We start from the raw sequence: 18,111 nt of genomic DNA on the forward strand, positions 1-18,111 counted from the left end.
ATTTTATCATTAAACCTCATCAATTACAATTGATTTATTCTCTCGTAAATTTTGGGGTCATGTTTTTTAATTTTAATTTTTACATATTTTGATGCTGGCATATTACTGTCTTTTACAACATTGTTTACTGAAACTAAAACGTTGGTTTCAGGGAAATAGGTAACCGTATTTTTTTGAGGTATTTGATAAGAAACAATGATAAATAAAGGGGCAATTCTCTCGATATTATCATCATAGTTAAACAAATCGACTTTATCACCCGCTTTTAGTCCAGCTTGTTCAATATCAATTTGATTCATGAATATTACCCGACGTTCGTTTTTTATACCGCGATAACGATCGTCAAGACCGTAGATTGTTGTGTTAAACTGGTCGTGCGTGCGGGTTGTTGCCATCATATATTCATCGGAAGCAAGTACATTCTTTGGTACAGCAGTTAATGTAAATGGTGCGCGATCTCCAAATTCTTTAGTAATAAATTGTCCATTACGTGCAGCATTAGGCAAATAAAAACCTCCTTTTTCTCGAACTCTTACATTATAATCTTCAAAACCCGGAATGCATTTTTCGATGTCATCTCTCACAGCATCATAACTATCATGATATTGCTGCCAGTTAATAACCGATTTGTTTCCTAATGTTGCCATTGCCATTTTGCAGACAATCTGCGTTTCGTTAATAAGATTATCTGATACTGGTTTTAGCATCCCTTTTGAGGATTGTACAACACCCATAGAATTCTCTGTAGTAATAAACTGAATTTCACCATTAACCATATCAATATCACTTCGGGATAGGGTAGGCAATATGATGGCTTCTTGTCCATGAATAAGATGAGTACGATTAAGTTTGGTAGATACACAAACCGTTAAATTAAGTTTTCTTATAGCATTGGCTGTGTAGGTTGTATCTGGTGTTGCCGATAAAAAATTACCCCCCATACAAAACAGCAATTTTACTTTTTCTTCATGCATTGCTTTAATGGCTCTAACAACATCATATCCGTGTTTACGAGGAGGATTGAAACCGTAAAATGCCTGTAAACGATCCAGTTGTTCATCAGTAGGTTTTTCATCAATCATCATCGTTCTGTTCCCTTGAACATTACTATGTCCACGTACAGGACAAACACCTGCACCGGGTTTACCAATACTTCCTTTGAGTAACAGGATGTTGAGAATTTCTCTAATCATATCGACACCGTTGGGTTGTTGGGTGAGTCCCATTCCCCAACAAACAATAATTCGTTTTTTTAATGCTAAAATTTCAGCAGCTTCATAAATTACTTCTTTAGTAACACCAGAAAGGATAGCAAGATCATCTAGATTGTAATCGTCAAATTGTTTAAGGAACGCATTATATCCGGTAGTTTTTTCTTTGATGAAATCATAATCAAAAACTTTCCCAGGGTTTTTCTTTTCAAATTCAATTAATATAATTTCAATAGCTTTTAGCAAAGCCATATCTCCATTTATTTTTACTGGCAAAAAAAGATCAGCTAGTTTAACGCCACCACCAAGAATTCCGCTAATTTCCTGCGGATTTCTAAACCCCATTAATCCAGCTTCTGGCAAAGGATTGATGGCAATGATTTTTGCTCCATTCTTTTTACCTTTTGATAAGGCACTCATCATCCTTGGTGCATTGGTTCCTGGATTTTGACCGATAATTACAATGACATCGGTATCATAAAAATCATCTAAAGTAACGGTGCCTTTCCCAATTCCTATTGTTGGCCTTAAGGCAGACCCTGATGTTTCGTGGCACATATTCGAACAATCTGGCATATTGTTGGTACCGTATTCTTTTGCAAAAAGTTGGTAAAGAAAAGAGGTTTCATTACTTGTTCTTCCTGAGGTATAAAAGGCTGCCTGATCTGGCGATTCTAATGCGTTAAGATGTTCGGCTATTTTTAGGAAGGCATTATCCCAACTTATGGGCTGATAGTGTGTGCCATTTTTAGGTAGATACATAGGATCTGTTAGTCGTCCCATTTTACCAATTTGATAGTCGTCTAATTTAGCAAGATCATAAATTGAATTTTCCTTAAAAAAGTTGGCTGTAACTTTTTTGGTAGTGGCTTCCTCTGCCAATGCTTTAGCTCCATTTTCGCAGTATTCGCCTAATGGAGATCGCTCATCGTCAGGATCAGGCCATGCACAGCTTGGGCAATCAAAACCTCCAACCTGATTCATCTTAAATAGCGCTTTTGTTCCTCTTACAATAGTTTTTTCTTCGATAAGATCGCTAAAAGCTGCTATAACAGCAGGAACACCTGCCGCCCAATCTTCTACTTTTGTTAGTTTTAGATCTAAAAGTCTATACGGATTTTCAGCGTCTGGTACTTTTTTATTATCGTCGCTATTTTTTTTGTTTTGATCTTCTTTCATGGCTTCTGCATTTAATTATTATGAGAACCTTGTATTGATACCTTGTCACAAGTATTGTATATATTAAATCTATCTTCTTTAAGAAATCCCAGAAGCGTAATATTAAATTCTTTGGCTAATTCTACAGCAAGACTTGATGGAGCGCCAATTGCAATAACAATGGATATACCTGCCATGGCAGCTTTTTGAATTAATTCAAAACTGGCTCTTCCGCTAAGAAGTAAAATATGGTTGTTTAATGGCAATAAGTTTGCAACTAATGCACTACCGATTAATTTATCTAAAGCATTATGTCTTCCTACATCTTCTTGTAAACAGATGAGGTCTCCATCAATAGAAAAAAGACCTGATGCATGAATACCTCCAGTTGCAGCAAAATCACTTTGGGCTGTTTTTAATTTTTGATGTAATTGATATAATACATCTACAGAAAGATTTAGTTTCGGTTTGTCTATAGCACTAAAAGAACTTACTGTTTTTATAGATTCAATAGAGCTTTTTCCGCAAACTCCACAACTGGATGTTGTATAAAAATTTCGATCAGATTGCATTAGGTTAGGAATAAAATCTTCTTTAAATTCTACCTGAATATTGTTTTTCTTTTGCAATTTGCATTCTGTTTGTAAATGGCTGACGTCTTTTACAACCTCGAAGGATGAAATAATTCCTTCGGTGAATAGAAAACCTAGAGCAAGTTCCGGATCGTTACCAGGAGTTCGCATTGTCACAGAAATGTTTTTTTGTGTTTTTTGGTTTTCGGGTCCGTACAGGATTCTTATTTCCAAAGGTTCTTCTACAGAAAGAATGTCTGATACTGATGAACTTTTAAAACCATTGACCTTTCTAATTAGTATCTCCTTAACGGAAACTAATTCCAAATTATTCATTTCCATGTAAGTTGATTATAAAAGATACGTAAATTTAATAAAAATAATGATTGAAAAAGACGCTGCTCTTTTTGTAATTAGATCATGATTTTTTTGAATTAAATAAAAAAAAAGATAGCTTTTAGACTATTGTGTGGACGGAAATATTATAAATAAATTTTGAACACGAATTTCACGAATTTGCACAAATTTTAATGGATAATTTAGTTTGTGAAATTAATTCCACAAACTAATTCGTGTCAATTCGTGTTTACTTCTTGTAGTTATGTCCAGACGGTATCACTTTAGATTATCTTTTAGATTGGGTTTTCATCTGTTTATTCTTCTGGAAATAGATGTATTTATTAAATTCTTATGTATTCCAAACACCAGTTTTGGATGTTAACTGTGCGTATGTAGTAAAATCTTTTGGTTTTCTGCCAAGGACTCTTTCTATATCATTGGTGATATGTGAATTTCTTCCGTCGAGTACTTGCTCAAAAAGATAATTTACTAACCAAATATAATCTTCGGGTAATTGATATTCTTGTAGCATTTGATCGTATTGTTCTAAAGTCAAAGCTTGAAAAGTAATGTTTCTGTTTGTTGCTCTGGCAATTTCAGCGACAGCCTGCCCAAATGTTAGTAGTTGTGGACCTGTAAGTTCATAGGTTTGTCCGTTGTGAATATCATACAAAAGTGATTCGACTACAACATCGGCAATGTCATCTGCATCTGTAAATGGCTCTAGTGTTTCGGCTCTTGGTAAGGCTATAACTCCTGAGAGAATAGGTTCTAGAAAGAAACTCTCACTAAAGTTTTGATTAAACCAACTTGCTCTTACAATTGTCCAATGTTTGGCAGTAGCTTTTACAATTTCTTCACAAACTTGAGCTTCTTTTTCGCCTCTACCAGATAATAAAACCATTTTTTGTACGCCATTTTGTACTGCAAAGTTGGTGAATCTTCTAATTGTATCTTCTGCTGAGGGAATGGCTAAATCTGGTTGAAAAGTAATATAAACTGAATCTATATCTTTGATAACTGCTGCCCATGATTCAGGATTTTCCCAATCGAAAGGTATTTTTTCGTTTCGTGAACCTAATCGAACTTCTACATTTGTTACTTTTTTTAATCTTTCGACTACTCTGCGACCTGTTTTTCCGTTTGCACCAAGTACTAAAATTTTCTTCTTGTTCATGTCAATATTTTTTTAAGTGAATACTGACACAAAGGTGTTTGTATTATGGTTAAGTCATTTGTCTTAAAAGAACTAAGATTTGTTTGAAAAGAATTATTGCTTTATTTTAATTCCTTAAAAACGTCTCCCATGATTTTTAATCCTTCAATAAGTTCTTCTTTATTTAGGGAGCCATAACCTAGTCTGATAGAATTATAAGGTTGGTTATCCAGATAAAAACTATTAGGAGGTACAATTTGAACTCCTTTTTGCTCTAATAGGGCAATATATTGGATGAGGTTTATTGGGGCATTAAATTTTATCCAAAAAGCTAATCCTCCAGCTGGTTTATTAAAAGTAATGGCATCTCCAAAATTCTCATGCAAACAAGATTCCATTACATCGCGTCTTTCTTTGTAAATCGCTACTACTTTTCGGGCATGTCTTTTTATGGTTCCGTCTTCCATTAATTCGGCTATGGTGTGTTCCAAGATAGTATCTCCTTGGCGGTCTATTTGTACACGTAGGTTTACCAAAGAATCCATAAAAGCTACTGGTCCTGTTACGTAACCTACACGTATAGCTGGTGCTAAGAGTTTGCTTAACGAACTAATGTAAATAACATTATCTGATTTTTCGTTACTTGCCAATGCTAGATTATTTCCTATTCCAAAATGGTATTCGTGGTCATAATCATCTTCGATTATAGCAAAATTATATTTTAAGGAAAGTTCGAGTAATTGTATTCTTCGTCCCGCTTTCATAGTAATCGTAGTGGGGAATTGATGATGTGGCGTAACGTATACTGCTTTGATTTTTGTCTTACGACATAACTCTTCAAGTGCATCAACATTAATCCCATCTTTATCTATTTCTACAGTTTTTATAATTGCTCCTGTTTCGCGAAATATCTTTTGTACGGCATAATATCCGGGATTTTCGACAACTACTGTGTCGCCAGGTTTAATAAGAACTTTGGCAACAAGATATATTGCCATCTGGCTTCCTCGGGTTACACAAATGTTATCAGGATTTACATTAAGTCCTCTATCACGAGAAAGCATTACGGAGAGCATTTCGCGGAGTTTATAATCTCCTTTTTCGCTGCTATAACCTAGTAATCCCCATTTTCCTTTGCGTTGAAAGATACGTTTGTATGCTCTCGATAACTCGTTGAGTGGTACAAGTCGTGTATCTGGCCCTCCTTCATTAAAAACAATTCGGCTTCCTTCCAGAGCATGGTCGGTAAGGTAAAAAGGGTTGTAATGGATATGTTCAAAAGTGCTTGTCTTTTTTGAAGGAGTGGTTTGGTGTTTCTTTATTAACGGTAGATTCTGGGATATATAGGTTCCAGATTTGTGTTTGCTCTCCAGCCAACCTTCTTCGATAAGTGCTTCGTAAGCAAAAACAACCGTTTTTCGGTTTACTCCAATATCTTCGGCCAGAACTCTACTGCCTGGTAAAGGTGTTCCTCTTTCTAGTCTTCCTTTAATAATTTCTTTTCGGATTACTTCGCTTATTTGCTCTACTAAGGTTTGGTCAGAATTAAACGAAATATTAAAAATAGTCTTCCAGGTTCTTAGCATCGTTTCTTTTATTTATTAAAAAAAGGAATGGTCTTTTGGTTCAAAATTAGCTTTTTTATGGTTATTGCGTAATTATATCTGGACCTATTTATTTGTAAAAACTGGATTAATTAAATACTCCTGTAATAAATGATATTTGCTCTTTTATAAATCATTAATAAAATTTTAAATTATGAAACACATTGAAATTGCTACGTTAGACCATTTGGATGAATTTGCAGAATTATTTAATAGTTATCGTGTTTTTTATAGACAAGAATCGAATGTCGAAATAGGGAAGGCTTTCCTTAAAGATAGAATCAGTAACAATGAAACAACTACTTTTTTAATTAAAGCTGATGGGAAATTTGTAGGTTTTGCACAATTGTATTCTTTATATCATTATAAGGCATTGCAACGACAATGGTTGTTAAGCGATTTATTTGTTGCACCCGATTTTAGAGGACGAGGTTTTTCTAAGGATTTAATTGATAGATGCAAGCAATTTTGTGATGAAACGGATGCTTGTGGTTTGTTATTAGAAACTGAAAAGACAAACGAAATTGGTAATATTTTATATCCTAAATGTGGTTTTGAATTAGACCAAGACCATAACTATTATAATTGGTGGAAGAATGCTTAATAAACGTGTTGTATATAACATGTAAGTATAAAATGAGCTGTCTCTGAATAATTGGAGCAGCTCTTTTTGTATTTGTCATATTTTAGAAACTTAAAATTTTCTTAAAAAAATAAAAATATCAATGTAACATAATGAGCTTAACCTCGTCATACTAAATAGATAAAGTGTTTATTATGAGTGCAAAAGAGATTAATACTAGCAGATTTGAAGATTTTAAGGTAAATGTGAGAATCAAACTTTCGGCTTTATGGGCTTCGGTTATGTTTTGTTATGTATATGGGGATTATTTTTCTCTTTACGTGCCTAATAAAATAAAGGGTTTTATAAGTGGAGAAAATATGCTTGATTCTCCGATAAAATTGTTTGCCGCAACGATACTAATGGTAATCCCATCTTTGATGATTTTTTTGTCGATACTGCTAAAACCTAAATTGTCTAGATTGCTAAATATAATCTTCGGAATTATTTATACGGCAATTATGTTATTAATTGCAGCAACTACACTTGCTCCGTGGTGGGCTTTTTATGTGTTTTTGGCGTTGGTAGAAAGTGTGATTACGATATTAATTGTTTGGCAGGCGTATAAGTGGCCTAGACTGGTATGATTTGTTTATTCCTGCGAGGTTTTCGAAACCTTGTAGGTATGAAATTAAAAACCTACAAGGTCAAAAAAAAGACCTTGCAGGATGAAGATTAATTAAGATAAACCTGTTGGTGTAATTATTTTAACACATAGGAACATAGATTTTGTACTCACAAAGAAGGCGTTTCGCTTGTTTTAAAGGCATCCCGAAGCTTCGGGACTAGCTCTGTGAAAGAAATGTATTTCTTTTTGTGTTCTTTTTTACATATAAAGGCTATGTTCCTATGTGTTAAATGAAATTTTTTATAAATAAAGAAATAATGGAAAATCAGATAGAAGTTTCGAATAAGAAAATGGCAAGAATTGCAGGTTTATTGTATCTCGTTGTTGTCTTAACTGGGATAATTAGCTTGGCTTATATTCCGTCAAAATTGATAGTTTGGGATAATGCTGCGACAACTTTTAATAATATTGTAAATTCTCAATTCCTTTTTAGACTTGGTATTGTGAGTGGTTTAATATGTTATACTTTCTTTGTATTTCTTCCTCTTACTTTATATCGATTACTTAAATCTGTTAATAAAATTTATGCTCAAGCGATGTTTGTTTTAGCGGTTGTAAGTGTACCAATATCTTTTGTAAATATGCTTAATAAGTTTGCTGTACTCTCGCTGGTTAGTGATGCCAGTCTTCAGAAAATGTATACAAATGAGCAATTACAAAATCAGGTTTTGTTTTATCTTAACCAATATGATTATGGGAATTTAATCGTTCAGATTTTCTGGGGTTTGTGGTTGTTTCCTTTTGGTTATTTGGTTTTTAAATCGGGTTTTTTGCCTAAGATTTTAGGTATTTTTTTGATGTTAGGTTGCTTTAGTTATTTGATAAACTTTTTAGGTTTTTCTTTATTATCAAATTATGCTGATTTTGGGGTTTCTTCTATGGTAAGATTACCAGCAAGTATTGGCGAAATTGGAACTTGTTTGTGGTTATTGATTATGGGGGCAAAGAATAAAGCTGTAGTTAATTAATAAAAATGATTTAAGATTTTAGACTAACGATTTTTGATTTCAGAAGTATGAAACCTTTAATGCCGATTGTGCTAGCCCAGATAGTAACGGCATCCTTTTCTTTGTTTCTTTAACAAAGAAAAGATAGAGTGTCCCGATAGCTATCGGGAAGCTGGGCACGAGCGAAGCGAACCGACGAAGTAAATAGCTCCTTAAAATGATACTTTATAAAACAAAAAAATCCACTTTAGGGTTAGTAAAGTGGATTTTTGATAAATGGGTTTTAATTAATTTTTAGCTTGTTCGTTATCTTTCATAAACTTCTGGAAATTCTCTTCGGATGCAAAATAAGCGACATTTCCTTCTTCGTTTAATGACACAATATATGCCGAGGCTTTATCGATTTTTTCTCCTGTAAATGGGTCTGTTGCTTTGCGAACGCTTTCGTCGCTCGGAATACGTTCTACGCACATGGCGCAACATCCGTAGTACATTTTACCATCAAAGGGAACTTCCATTTGCTTTTTCTCCATGTGTTTGTCATTAACCATACATACCTCATCGTTGGGAACGTGTTTTGCTATGTTAGGAATATCTTGTTGCACTGGTATTTCTTGCGGAGTTTGTGCCGTGATTTGTTCTTTGGCTTCTTTGTCTTTGCAAGAAATTAATACGGCTGCAATTGCGACTATAATTAGGTATTTACTATATGTTTTCATGATTTTATTTTTTAATTTTTGTTCCTTCTACAATTTCTTCGGTTGCTTTTAGGAGTATGTTATCGCCTTCGTTTAACTCACCAAATACTTCGATTTTATCCATTAATGGGCGTCCTTTTGAAACGGGGATATTTTTGGTCATTCCGTTTTCGATTCGGATTACGTACATACCGATATTACTTTCGACCAAGGCTGTTTTTGGTATAAAAAAAGTAGCTTCTTTTGCTTGCAACGGAATCATTGCTTCGACTACCATTAAGGGTTTTAGCTCTGGATATGTTTTCAATAAATCGGCTTCGATACGCTCGGAGCGGAGTTTAAAATCCAGTACTCCTGATTTTCGGGATATTTTTGCCATATACTTTTTCTGAGGAATCGAATTTACTTTGAAATGTATCGAATCTCCTAAGTTTAAAAAGGCTGTATTTGCTTCGGGAACTGATAGGGAAACTCTCAATTTCTTATTATCCTGAAGTATTAATAAAGGTTTATCGGAACCTTTTCCCATTGGACCAACATACGAGCCTAAATCGATGTTTCTTTCGGCAACGATTCCGCTAAAAGGTGCTCGGATTACCAAGTAATCATTCATGATTTGTATTTCCTGATAAGCTGATTTAGCTGCTTCTAGTTGTGCTTGGTCGGCTAGTTTTCTTGCCGTAATCTGGTCTAAAGCATCTTTGGCAATTGCTCCTTTTGTTTCATTGGCTTTGAACATTCGGTCGTAATTGGATTTTGTCGCAATATATATTGCCTCTTGTGCTTTCCATTTTGATTTTGCCGATGCTAATTGTGCTTGTATTTCTGGTGCTTCGAGTACAAGAATAACTTGCCCTTTGGTTACTACCGAACCAATATCAACCGGAAGTTTCTTGACATAACTATTTACTTTGGCATAAATAGCTGTTTCCTGATCTGAAACTAATTCTCCAGCTAGTTTTAACTGAAGCAGTGGATTACTTTTCTTGATGGCTATTGTTTCAAAATTTGGCATCATCATCATTGGCATCGCGTCTGTTTTTTCGGCCTTTTTAGTTTCTGAATTGCAGGATGCAAATACAATTCCGATAAGGATATAATAGATTAGTTTCATCTGTGTTTTATTTTTCTAATGTTATATAATGTGTACTGTTTTCGTCTTCGGGATCTAATGATGGAGATTGTGTAGATGCTTTGCTTTGTATCCATACAAATACTAATGGTAATAGTAGTAATACACTAAATGAGGACGCGATTAATCCGCCAATTACGGCTCTCCCTAACGGTGCAACCTGGTCGCCACCTTCGCCATGACCAATAGCCATTGGTAACATTCCTGCAATCATTGCCAGTGATGTCATGATAATAGGGCGAATACGAAGTGATGCTGCCTGAATTGCCGAGCTTAACGCATTTCCGTTTTGCATGCGCAATGTTTCGGCATTACTTATTAATAATACGGCATTGGCAATAGAAACTCCTACCGACATAATGATTCCCATATAAGATTGTAGGTTTAGGGTCGAGCCTGTAATTTTTATTAATAGCAACGAACCTAAGATTACAAACGGAACGGTTGTTAGGATTACAAACGAAACTTTGAACGATTGGAAGTTGGCTGCCAGCATTAAAAAGATTACCATAATGGCAATTAATAATCCCATTGCCAGACTGCTCATAGTTTCATCCAGAACAGGAACCATCCCCGAGATTTGAATATTTACTCCTTTTGGTAATTCTCCCAAGGAAGCAATCGCAGCTTGTACATCTTTTTGTGCGCGACCTAAATCGGCATTATGGATATTGGCCGTAACGGGAGTATAGCCCATTGTTCCTAAATTGTAACTTTCGCCTAAAACTTTTGTTGGTGTAATTGTGGCTACATCGCCAAGAACTGGTCGGTCGGAGTTTTTTCCTAACGGAACATTAAGCAATTCGTCCTTACTGTTTAATATGTTTTGTGGCGTTTGTACTTGTACATCGTAGGCAATTCCCATCATTCCGCCTACCCACATATTTTTGCTTGTATAACGAGAAGATGCAGTAATTGGAACTAAGGAACGAGCTATATCCTGAGCGTCGATTCCTAATTGCGCAGCTCTTAATCTGTCGATATTAATTTCGAAAGCTGGATAGTTTAACGATTGCGGAATTTGCTGGTCTCTTAAATAATCGATTTCTTTTAGTTTTGCCAGTAATTTATTGGCATACATAATGTTCATTTTTTTCATCATTCCTGAGAAACGAACTTCGATAGGCGTATTGGTTCCTTGGCTAAGAATTTTTTCTGTCAACTCGATTGGTTCGAAAGAAAAGTGCAATTCGGGCATTTTAGCTTTCATGTGGTGACGGATTTTTTCTTTTAAGTCATTGGTGTTTCCGTCGAAATCTTTTAATGCAATTTGCATCAAAGCTTCGTGTGGTCCTGCATTGTATAAGTAAATAGGGCTTACCGCAAATGAGGAAGGATGCTGACCAATAAATACCGAAGAAATTGCAATGTGGTCTTTACCAATTACGGTTTCCATTTCGTGTAAAACCTGCTTGATTTTTAGCTCTGTTTTTTCGATACGAGTTCCTTCGGGCGCTTTTATACGTACCTGAAACTGACTCGAATTAACGGTTGGCAATACATCTTTTCCTGTATTGCTGTACATTATGAAAACTCCCAATGCAACCAAGACAAAACTCGCAATTAATATAGTTTTACGTTTTTCCATTATGGATTGTAAGAACGTTACAAAACGATTTTTAAATCTATCAAATTTGTCTTCTTCATGTACGTGGTTTTCGTCTTTGGCTTTCATTAACCAGTTTGCCATTACGGGAACAAAGGTTTGTGATAGGATAAATGACAATATCATCGAAAATCCTATAGCAAGAGCCAATGGCATAAATAGAGAACCAGGGATTCCTGTCATCATAAATGCGGGTGCAAATACAGCCAGAATACAAAGCAGAATCAATAATTTAGGGAAGGCAATTTCGCGACAAGCATCCAGAATTGCTTTGGCTTTTGTTTTGCCCATTGCAAGATGTTGGTGAATGTTTTCGATAGTAACGGTACTTTCGTCAACTAGAATTCCTATAGCCAGAGCCAATCCTGATAAGGACATTATATTGATACTTTGTCCGAATAATTTCAGGAATAATACGCCTGAAATAATCGAAATAGGAATCGTTAATACTACAATTAAAGCGGCTCTGTTATCACGCAAGAATAACAATACCATTAATCCGGTAAGTAAAGCTCCCAATACACCTTCGAGAATCAAACTTTTTACAGCATTGATAACATATACGGATTGGTCAAACTCATAAGAAATAGTAACATCATCCGGTAAATTATTCTGAATCCTCGGGATGGCTTTCTTTAAATTTTTCACCACGTCCCAAGTCGAAGCATTACCCGATTTTGCAATATTGATATATACGGAACGCGCTCCGTTTATCAAGGCATAACCAGTTGTAATATCGGCACCATCTTTTACAGTTGCCACATCACGGATATAAACATTATCGACTGTACCTTTAAAAATTGGAATATTTCCAAAATCGGCAACCTCTTTAATTGTATTGTTTGTAGGTGTTAGATAATTAATATCGTCGATGTAAATATTCCCTGATGGTGAGGTAATATTATTGCGGCTTATAGCTTCTACAATTTGCTCAGGAGTTAATTGATGGGTACGTAATTTATTTGGGTCGATGTTTATTTCGATTGTTCTCGGGCTTCCGCCAAAAGGTGGTGCGGTGGTTAATCCCGGAATTTTAATCAAAAAAGGTCGTGCCGTAAAGTTGGCAATATCCTGCAATTCATTATTGGTTTTCGAATTACTCTTGAAAACCAATTGTCCAACAGGTTGCGACGATGCATCAAATCGAATGATGAATGGAGGCGGAGCTCCCGGTGGTAAGAATACCTGGGAACGATTGGACAATGCATTGATTTCGGCAATAGCCTGTCCCATATCAGTACCTTCGTAAAAGTTTATTTTCATTAAGGTCAATCCCTGTGTATTCTTAGTTTCGATGCTTTCGATTCCGCTCGTAAACAGCATCATATTTACATACATCTTTGTAAAATAACCTTCCATTTGTTGAGGTGTATATCCATTAAATGAATGGGCAATATACACGACAGGAAGATTCATATCTGGCAGAATATCTACCTTTATATCTTTAGTAGCTTTAATTCCGAAGAATAAAAGCCCTAGCACCATCACCATAATCGAGATGGGCTTGCGCAAGGCAAAACGTATTAAATTCATAATTTAGGCTTTAGTATATCGCGTTTAGTAAAATAGTCAGGTCACCCTTGGCAGCAGCTTTAATCCATAAGGCTTGCCAGATATTGTTTTGTGCTATTTCATAGTCTATTTCGGCTCTGTTGAGCGTGTAGAAAGATTGTGTCAGGTCTACAATAGTCGTTAAGCCATTGTTGTATAATGCAGTATGTTGTTGGTATGCGTCTGTGGCGGCTTTTACTTGAGTTTTGGTTTCTTCAAAATTTTCAAATGCATTTTTTAATTTGTCATCTGCCAATTTTTGTTGCGCCACAAGTTCCTGATTCATATAATCATATTCCTTTTGTAAGGATTGCGTAATGAATTTTTGCTCTTTCTTTTTAGAAGACTGACGGTATAAATTCATCAAATTCCAACTGATACCTATGCCAACAATATAATTGCTGCGGTCTATGCCTACACCATCTGAATACGATTTAGAGAAAGCTGAATTGTTCTGCACATAATTCCAATCGAACCCTGAACCACGCCCTTGTATTACGCCAAATGACGAAATAGTAGGAAGCCCAAGTGCCGATTGTAGTTTTTCTTGTTGTTTACTTTTTTGAACCGTACTATTTTGCCATTCCAGAATAGGATGTTTGCTCGTTTCTATCGAAGATTCAAGGAGTAGAGTAGGAGTCTTGTTGGTAAAAAGACTGTCTAGTTTATACTTTCTATATTCTTCTCCCATCATAACTGCCAGTGCTTTGGAGTAATCGAGTTCTAAATCATAGGCTTTTATTACTGCCGATTTAGCATTGGCAACTTCGGCTTTCGCCAAAGAAAAATCGACTTCTGGAATCAAGCCGCTATTAGAACGGCTCTCGGTAGTTGTAGCAACAACTTCGGCGCGTTCTAGGTTTTTATCCTGCACAAACTTTACACGTTGTGCAGCAAGGAGATTTAAATATGCAGCGCCAACTTTTACCTGATGTTGGAATTTTAGTTGTTCCAAATCTTTCTGAGCGACAGTTTCATCTGCTTTGGCTATGGAAACCTGGTTTTTTATTTTGCCAAACGTAAATAGGTTCCAATTGATGTTTGCTAAGTAAAGAGAGCCAAAAGCGGCATTCCAGTTTTGCTCTTGCAAAGGCATAGAAGTTGATGCAACACCCAAACCGCCATAACCATATAAAGGTCCGTTTTGAGCATTGATGGTTCCATAACTTTGTTGTGCCATCAATGTGAAATCAGGCAAATACTGACTTTTTTGGTATATTACATTTTCTCTCGAAGCAAGTACTATTGCTTCTTTGGCTTTTATTTTTTCAAAATTCTGAACAGAACGTTCAAGAGCATTTGGTAATGTTACGGTCTGCGCCAAAAGATTTCCTGTAGCAAAACCGAAGAATACCAATGCAAAGAATTGCATTTTCATACATTAAATATTTAAAATTAAACAATAGAAATCCCGTGCTATTCTTTGGAAACAGCACAGTTTATCAATTGAATAAAATCAAATTCGGTAAACGCAATAGTAAATGTAGAGTATTGTATTCCTTAAAGGAATCGTTGTAAATACGTATGAAAAACCAGTAGTTTTTACTTGTGGAAGTTCATAGCCAAATACAACTTTAAAGAAGTGAAAAGGCAAGGCGACTCCCAAGTATTTTAAAGAAGGATTGTCAGGGGAAGCTTTTTGAGCCTTTTCTGTTATTTTTAATAATTTAGTTTCATGTTTGCAGCAATCCTTAAGTATTTTCCCGTCTTTACGGTCGCATTTGGTGCAAGGTTGCCCTTCTTTATTGTTTGCAAAAAAGTAAGTTTCCTGTTTGATTCCTTTACAGATATGAGTATTCTGGGTAAAGCCAGATGACAATACCAAGTAGAAAAAGGAGAGGAATAGGATTAATGCTTTTTTCATATCAGAGAGCAAAGGTTGCTATCTTATTGGAAATGGTTGTTGCATAATTTTGGTAGTTATTTACAAGATTTACAAAATTTTATTTTACCGTTGAGTTTTTTACCATTAAGAGATTAAGGAAAATTAAGTTTTAAGATGGGAATGCAGATTTAAAAAATTAACCGCAAAGGGCGCAAGGGTTTACGTAAAGGTCGCAAAGTTTTAAAATTTAACCACAAAGGGCAGAAAGGGTTATGTTAAGCTAACAATCCCGAAGTGCCGGGATAAAATCTGTCTAATCCTTTTAATCTGTGGCGAGAAAAATTGATAGCGAAGAGTTCGCAAAGTTTCTTCCAATATTGTCATTCTGAGCGAAGTTGAAGAATCTCCGCAAGTAGCTCGATAATCTAGGACTAGTTTATGAGAATATAGAGTAAAAACAATATTGAGTATATACTCTATAAATGTATTGTCGGTTTCGTGTTTTTAAAATATTAGAGAAGATTAAGAAAATTTAAGTTTAGCTTAATGAAACTTAATATCTTAATGGTTCAATTTTTTATTTTAAAGTTTTTTTGAGATTATCGACCTAAATATGTACTCAAATCAACTCGATGAATTTGTTGAGGTACATTGAGTACTGGTTTTCTAACTAAAGATTCATTGGTTAAATAATAATGAAAACCATCTTCGGTTGCGATACCTTCAATTTGATGAAATGGCAAAGCAATCTTAATTTTTCGTTTATTACCCGATAGAAAATCATTGTTTTTATAATCATACAAAAGATATAAAAAAGGATTACCAATTTTAGAATATCCACAAAGAACAATCCGTTTTTTGGATGGCAAATAAGTAGCACCAGTAACTAACCCTTTTACGTCTAAAGTTTCTTTTAGTTGCGCAATATGACTTCCGGGTGTATTTGGTAAAGCATAAATACTGGTTTTAGAACTTTTCCATTGTTTGGTAAACAAATAAATGCTGTCGTTTGTAACGATAAAAGCCTCACAATCGAAGTTGGTTTTGTTTGCTTTTTCTCGTGTATAATCCGTTTGGTTGGAATAAGAGAACGAAATGGTATCGATGATAGGTTTTCCTGCCAGAAACGATTCTTTTTCGATTTTCAGAATATGTAAATTGGTTCTGTTTCCCATATAATTATTCCCAAAATCGCCTATGTATATGTGTGTGCTGTCTTGCGAAATTTCCTCCCAGTCATTATTGACTACTTTCTCCAGTGCAATTTTCTTTTTAATCTCTCCTTGATGATTTAATCCATAAACGGTTTTATCATGGTCATCATTATGTGTCCACAATAGCGAATCAAAAGCTATTAATCCCGAAGTTTCTTTGATAGAATCACTTAGTTTATTAGAATATTCAGGTTTTATTTTTACAGATTTGTACAAACAACTTCCGTCATTCTCAGTTGCTTTTGGATTGTAGTTTTTAGACAGCGGGTCTGTACAACCTAGGATTTGCCCGTAAGTTGAAGTAATGCATAAAAAGAAAAGCAAAAGGGCTTTTTTCATTGGGATGAATTGTGATTATCAAAAGTAGGGGAATATTTTTTGATTGTGGGTGTTCTGAATTATAAAAACAAAAAACTCGCAAGCAGCGAGTTTTTTGTTTTTGAGCAGTAAGAATAAAACATCCTGATAATTATCGGTTACAAAAAACTAAAATTTTAATTAGTAGTTACTAAATGTCTTCCCACTCAAAAACTTTGGGATGAGACTTATTAAACAGAAACTACCATCAATTACTTTTCTAAATCTTAATAAGCTCTTTTTAGCTTTTCGTAGATCCTATTCCAACGAACACTGAAATTTTGATATTTCACTCCATTATATCTAAAAAAACGACAAATAATCTTATTTACCCGAACTATTCTTAAATACATCTTCCGGGATTTTATCTCGGAACGTGTTTTTATAGTTTTCAAAATCATCACTATTTTTTATAGGATAATTTAAAAGGATATAACTATTTTTCGGATTCGATTTTTCATAAATGACCAAATAGGAGATGTTTAAATCTGGTTTAGCATCAGGTATTGAAACAATATAACTTTCATAATAAGAATTTTCTATGGTTTCATTATTGCAGACATATTTAAACTTTATTGAATTACCAGGATTTCCTTTATAACCTTTCAAATTTACTACTATATATTCTTCTATTTTACCTGTTGTTAAAGCAAAATTATTTTTTAAATTATTATAATCTTTATTTTCTTCTTTTTCCTGAAAAAAAAGCCAAATTGAACCTAGAATTGCAATGCATAAAAGCAATTTTGGTTGAAATTCTAGTGTTTTATAATTTTTAAAAAAGTAGTATATACTACATATTAACACTAAAAAAAGTATTGATATTTTTATTTTTGGACCATCCTGGAAATCAAAAAAATCTGTCATATTTATTATAATTAGTAAACTTAAGTTTTATCTGGTGTTTAAATAGAATGTTGGAGTTGTCCAACTAAATAATTGGATAAAAAACTTTTTCTTTTGTTATCTTAATATCTTTGAAGTTTTCTTCTAATATTGTATCAATTTTACTTGAATACAAAGAGGTAATGATAAAAAAAGACCCATCTAGTAGTTTTACTTTTGCATAATAATACTTACTATATGCTAAAGTTCCATTAGAAGTATCTTTTGAACCATTGAGACGAAATGTTATTTCGCTGATATCTGAATTGTTGTACTTTAAAATCTCTATCCCTCTTTTTTTTAATATAACATTTTTGCTTATTTCATAAACGACATCTTTAGTCTCATTTAAATAATTAAAGTGTAACCATAATACAGGAAGGAAAAACATCAAAAAATAAGGAATAAGTAGATAAACAATCAGTTTAATATCAAAAGATGTATAGAAATAATATACCATCAGAAAATAGATGAATGTTATGAAAATCAAATCTAAAAGTATTTTCAATTGGTTTAAAAAACTTATTTTTAATGTCATATTGTTAATTGTTGTCTTATAAAATTTCTGCTACTTAAAGCATTCTTGTATTTGAGGTGCAATAATAT

The 18,111-nt window shown here is 34.2% G+C and carries 15 protein-coding genes; 3 read left to right on the plus strand and 12 right to left on the minus strand.

Translation table 11 applies throughout. The annotated features are described in order from the left end of the window. Positions 1 to 23: 23 nt before the first annotated feature. From SHI72_RS02455 to SHI72_RS02470, 4 genes are all read right to left on the minus strand, one after another. On the minus strand, positions 24 to 2,390 hold the full coding sequence (locus tag SHI72_RS02455) for an FdhF/YdeP family oxidoreductase (protein WP_323488935.1): 2,367 nt from the start codon (positions 2,388 to 2,390) through the stop codon (positions 24 to 26). Positions 2,391 to 2,401: 11 nt separating this feature from the next. Beyond that, complete coding sequence (gene fdhD / locus SHI72_RS02460) at positions 2,402 to 3,283, minus strand: formate dehydrogenase accessory sulfurtransferase FdhD (protein WP_039117686.1); 882 nt, start codon at positions 3,281 to 3,283, stop codon at positions 2,402 to 2,404. Between the two features lie 346 nt (positions 3,284 to 3,629). Next, positions 3,630 to 4,457, minus strand: a complete 828-nt coding sequence (locus SHI72_RS02465; RefSeq protein ID WP_323488936.1) for an NAD(P)H-binding protein — start codon at positions 4,455 to 4,457, stop codon at positions 3,630 to 3,632. 101 nt (positions 4,458 to 4,558) lie between these two features. Next, positions 4,559 to 6,022 carry a PLP-dependent aminotransferase family protein gene (locus tag SHI72_RS02470; protein ID WP_323488937.1) on the minus strand — a complete coding sequence of 488 codons (1,464 nt, stop codon included), beginning with the start codon at positions 6,020 to 6,022 and terminating at the stop codon, positions 4,559 to 4,561. A 172-nt stretch (positions 6,023 to 6,194) separates the two neighbouring features. Here SHI72_RS02470 and SHI72_RS02475 point away from each other — a divergent pair, with 172 nt between their 5' ends. The 3 genes from SHI72_RS02475 (at position 6,195) to SHI72_RS02485 (ending at position 8,258) form a co-directional block, all read left to right on the plus strand. Continuing rightward, positions 6,195 to 6,644, plus strand: coding sequence for a GNAT family N-acetyltransferase (locus SHI72_RS02475; RefSeq protein ID WP_323488938.1), 450 nt, complete (start codon positions 6,195 to 6,197; stop codon positions 6,642 to 6,644). A 173-nt stretch (positions 6,645 to 6,817) separates the two neighbouring features. Next, positions 6,818 to 7,249 carry a DUF6326 family protein gene (locus SHI72_RS02480; RefSeq protein ID WP_323488939.1) on the plus strand — a complete coding sequence of 144 codons (432 nt, stop codon included), beginning with the start codon at positions 6,818 to 6,820 and terminating at the stop codon, positions 7,247 to 7,249. A 298-nt stretch (positions 7,250 to 7,547) separates the two neighbouring features. Next, positions 7,548 to 8,258 carry a DUF4386 domain-containing protein gene (locus SHI72_RS02485; protein WP_323488940.1) on the plus strand — a complete coding sequence of 237 codons (711 nt, stop codon included), beginning with the start codon at positions 7,548 to 7,550 and terminating at the stop codon, positions 8,256 to 8,258. 266 nt (positions 8,259 to 8,524) lie between these two features. Here the strand turns inward: SHI72_RS02485 and SHI72_RS02490 are convergent, their stop codons facing one another. The 8 genes from SHI72_RS02490 to SHI72_RS02525 all read right to left on the minus strand — a co-directional run bounded on the left by SHI72_RS02490 (position 8,525) and on the right by SHI72_RS02525 (position 18,043). After that, positions 8,525 to 8,956 carry a hypothetical protein gene (locus SHI72_RS02490; RefSeq protein WP_323488941.1) on the minus strand — a complete coding sequence of 144 codons (432 nt, stop codon included), beginning with the start codon at positions 8,954 to 8,956 and terminating at the stop codon, positions 8,525 to 8,527. A 4-nt stretch (positions 8,957 to 8,960) separates the two neighbouring features. After that, positions 8,961 to 10,049 carry an efflux RND transporter periplasmic adaptor subunit gene (locus tag SHI72_RS02495; protein WP_323488942.1) on the minus strand — a complete coding sequence of 363 codons (1,089 nt, stop codon included), beginning with the start codon at positions 10,047 to 10,049 and terminating at the stop codon, positions 8,961 to 8,963. Between the two features lie 7 nt (positions 10,050 to 10,056). Next, a complete protein-coding gene (locus SHI72_RS02500) occupies positions 10,057 to 13,206 on the minus strand; it encodes an efflux RND transporter permease subunit (protein ID WP_323488943.1) in 3,150 nt (1,049 codons plus the stop codon). Between the two features lie 10 nt (positions 13,207 to 13,216). Beyond that, positions 13,217 to 14,602, minus strand: a complete 1,386-nt coding sequence (locus tag SHI72_RS02505) for a TolC family protein (protein ID WP_323488944.1) — start codon at positions 14,600 to 14,602, stop codon at positions 13,217 to 13,219. A 78-nt stretch (positions 14,603 to 14,680) separates the two neighbouring features. Further along, positions 14,681 to 15,088 (minus strand): HYC_CC_PP family protein, encoded by a 408-nt coding sequence (locus SHI72_RS02510; protein WP_323488945.1) that lies wholly within the window; start codon positions 15,086 to 15,088, stop codon positions 14,681 to 14,683. 560 nt (positions 15,089 to 15,648) lie between these two features. After that, positions 15,649 to 16,602 (minus strand): T9SS C-terminal target domain-containing protein, encoded by a 954-nt coding sequence (locus SHI72_RS02515; RefSeq protein WP_323488946.1) that lies wholly within the window; start codon positions 16,600 to 16,602, stop codon positions 15,649 to 15,651. Between the two features lie 342 nt (positions 16,603 to 16,944). After that, positions 16,945 to 17,487 carry a hypothetical protein gene (locus SHI72_RS02520; RefSeq protein WP_323488947.1) on the minus strand — a complete coding sequence of 181 codons (543 nt, stop codon included), beginning with the start codon at positions 17,485 to 17,487 and terminating at the stop codon, positions 16,945 to 16,947. Positions 17,488 to 17,551: 64 nt separating this feature from the next. Continuing rightward, complete coding sequence (locus SHI72_RS02525) at positions 17,552 to 18,043, minus strand: hypothetical protein (protein WP_323488948.1); 492 nt, start codon at positions 18,041 to 18,043, stop codon at positions 17,552 to 17,554. Positions 18,044 to 18,111 lie beyond the last annotated feature (68 nt).

Source organism: Flavobacterium sp. PL02, assembly GCF_035013205.1.
In the GTDB taxonomy this organism is placed as follows: domain Bacteria; phylum Bacteroidota; class Bacteroidia; order Flavobacteriales; family Flavobacteriaceae; genus Flavobacterium.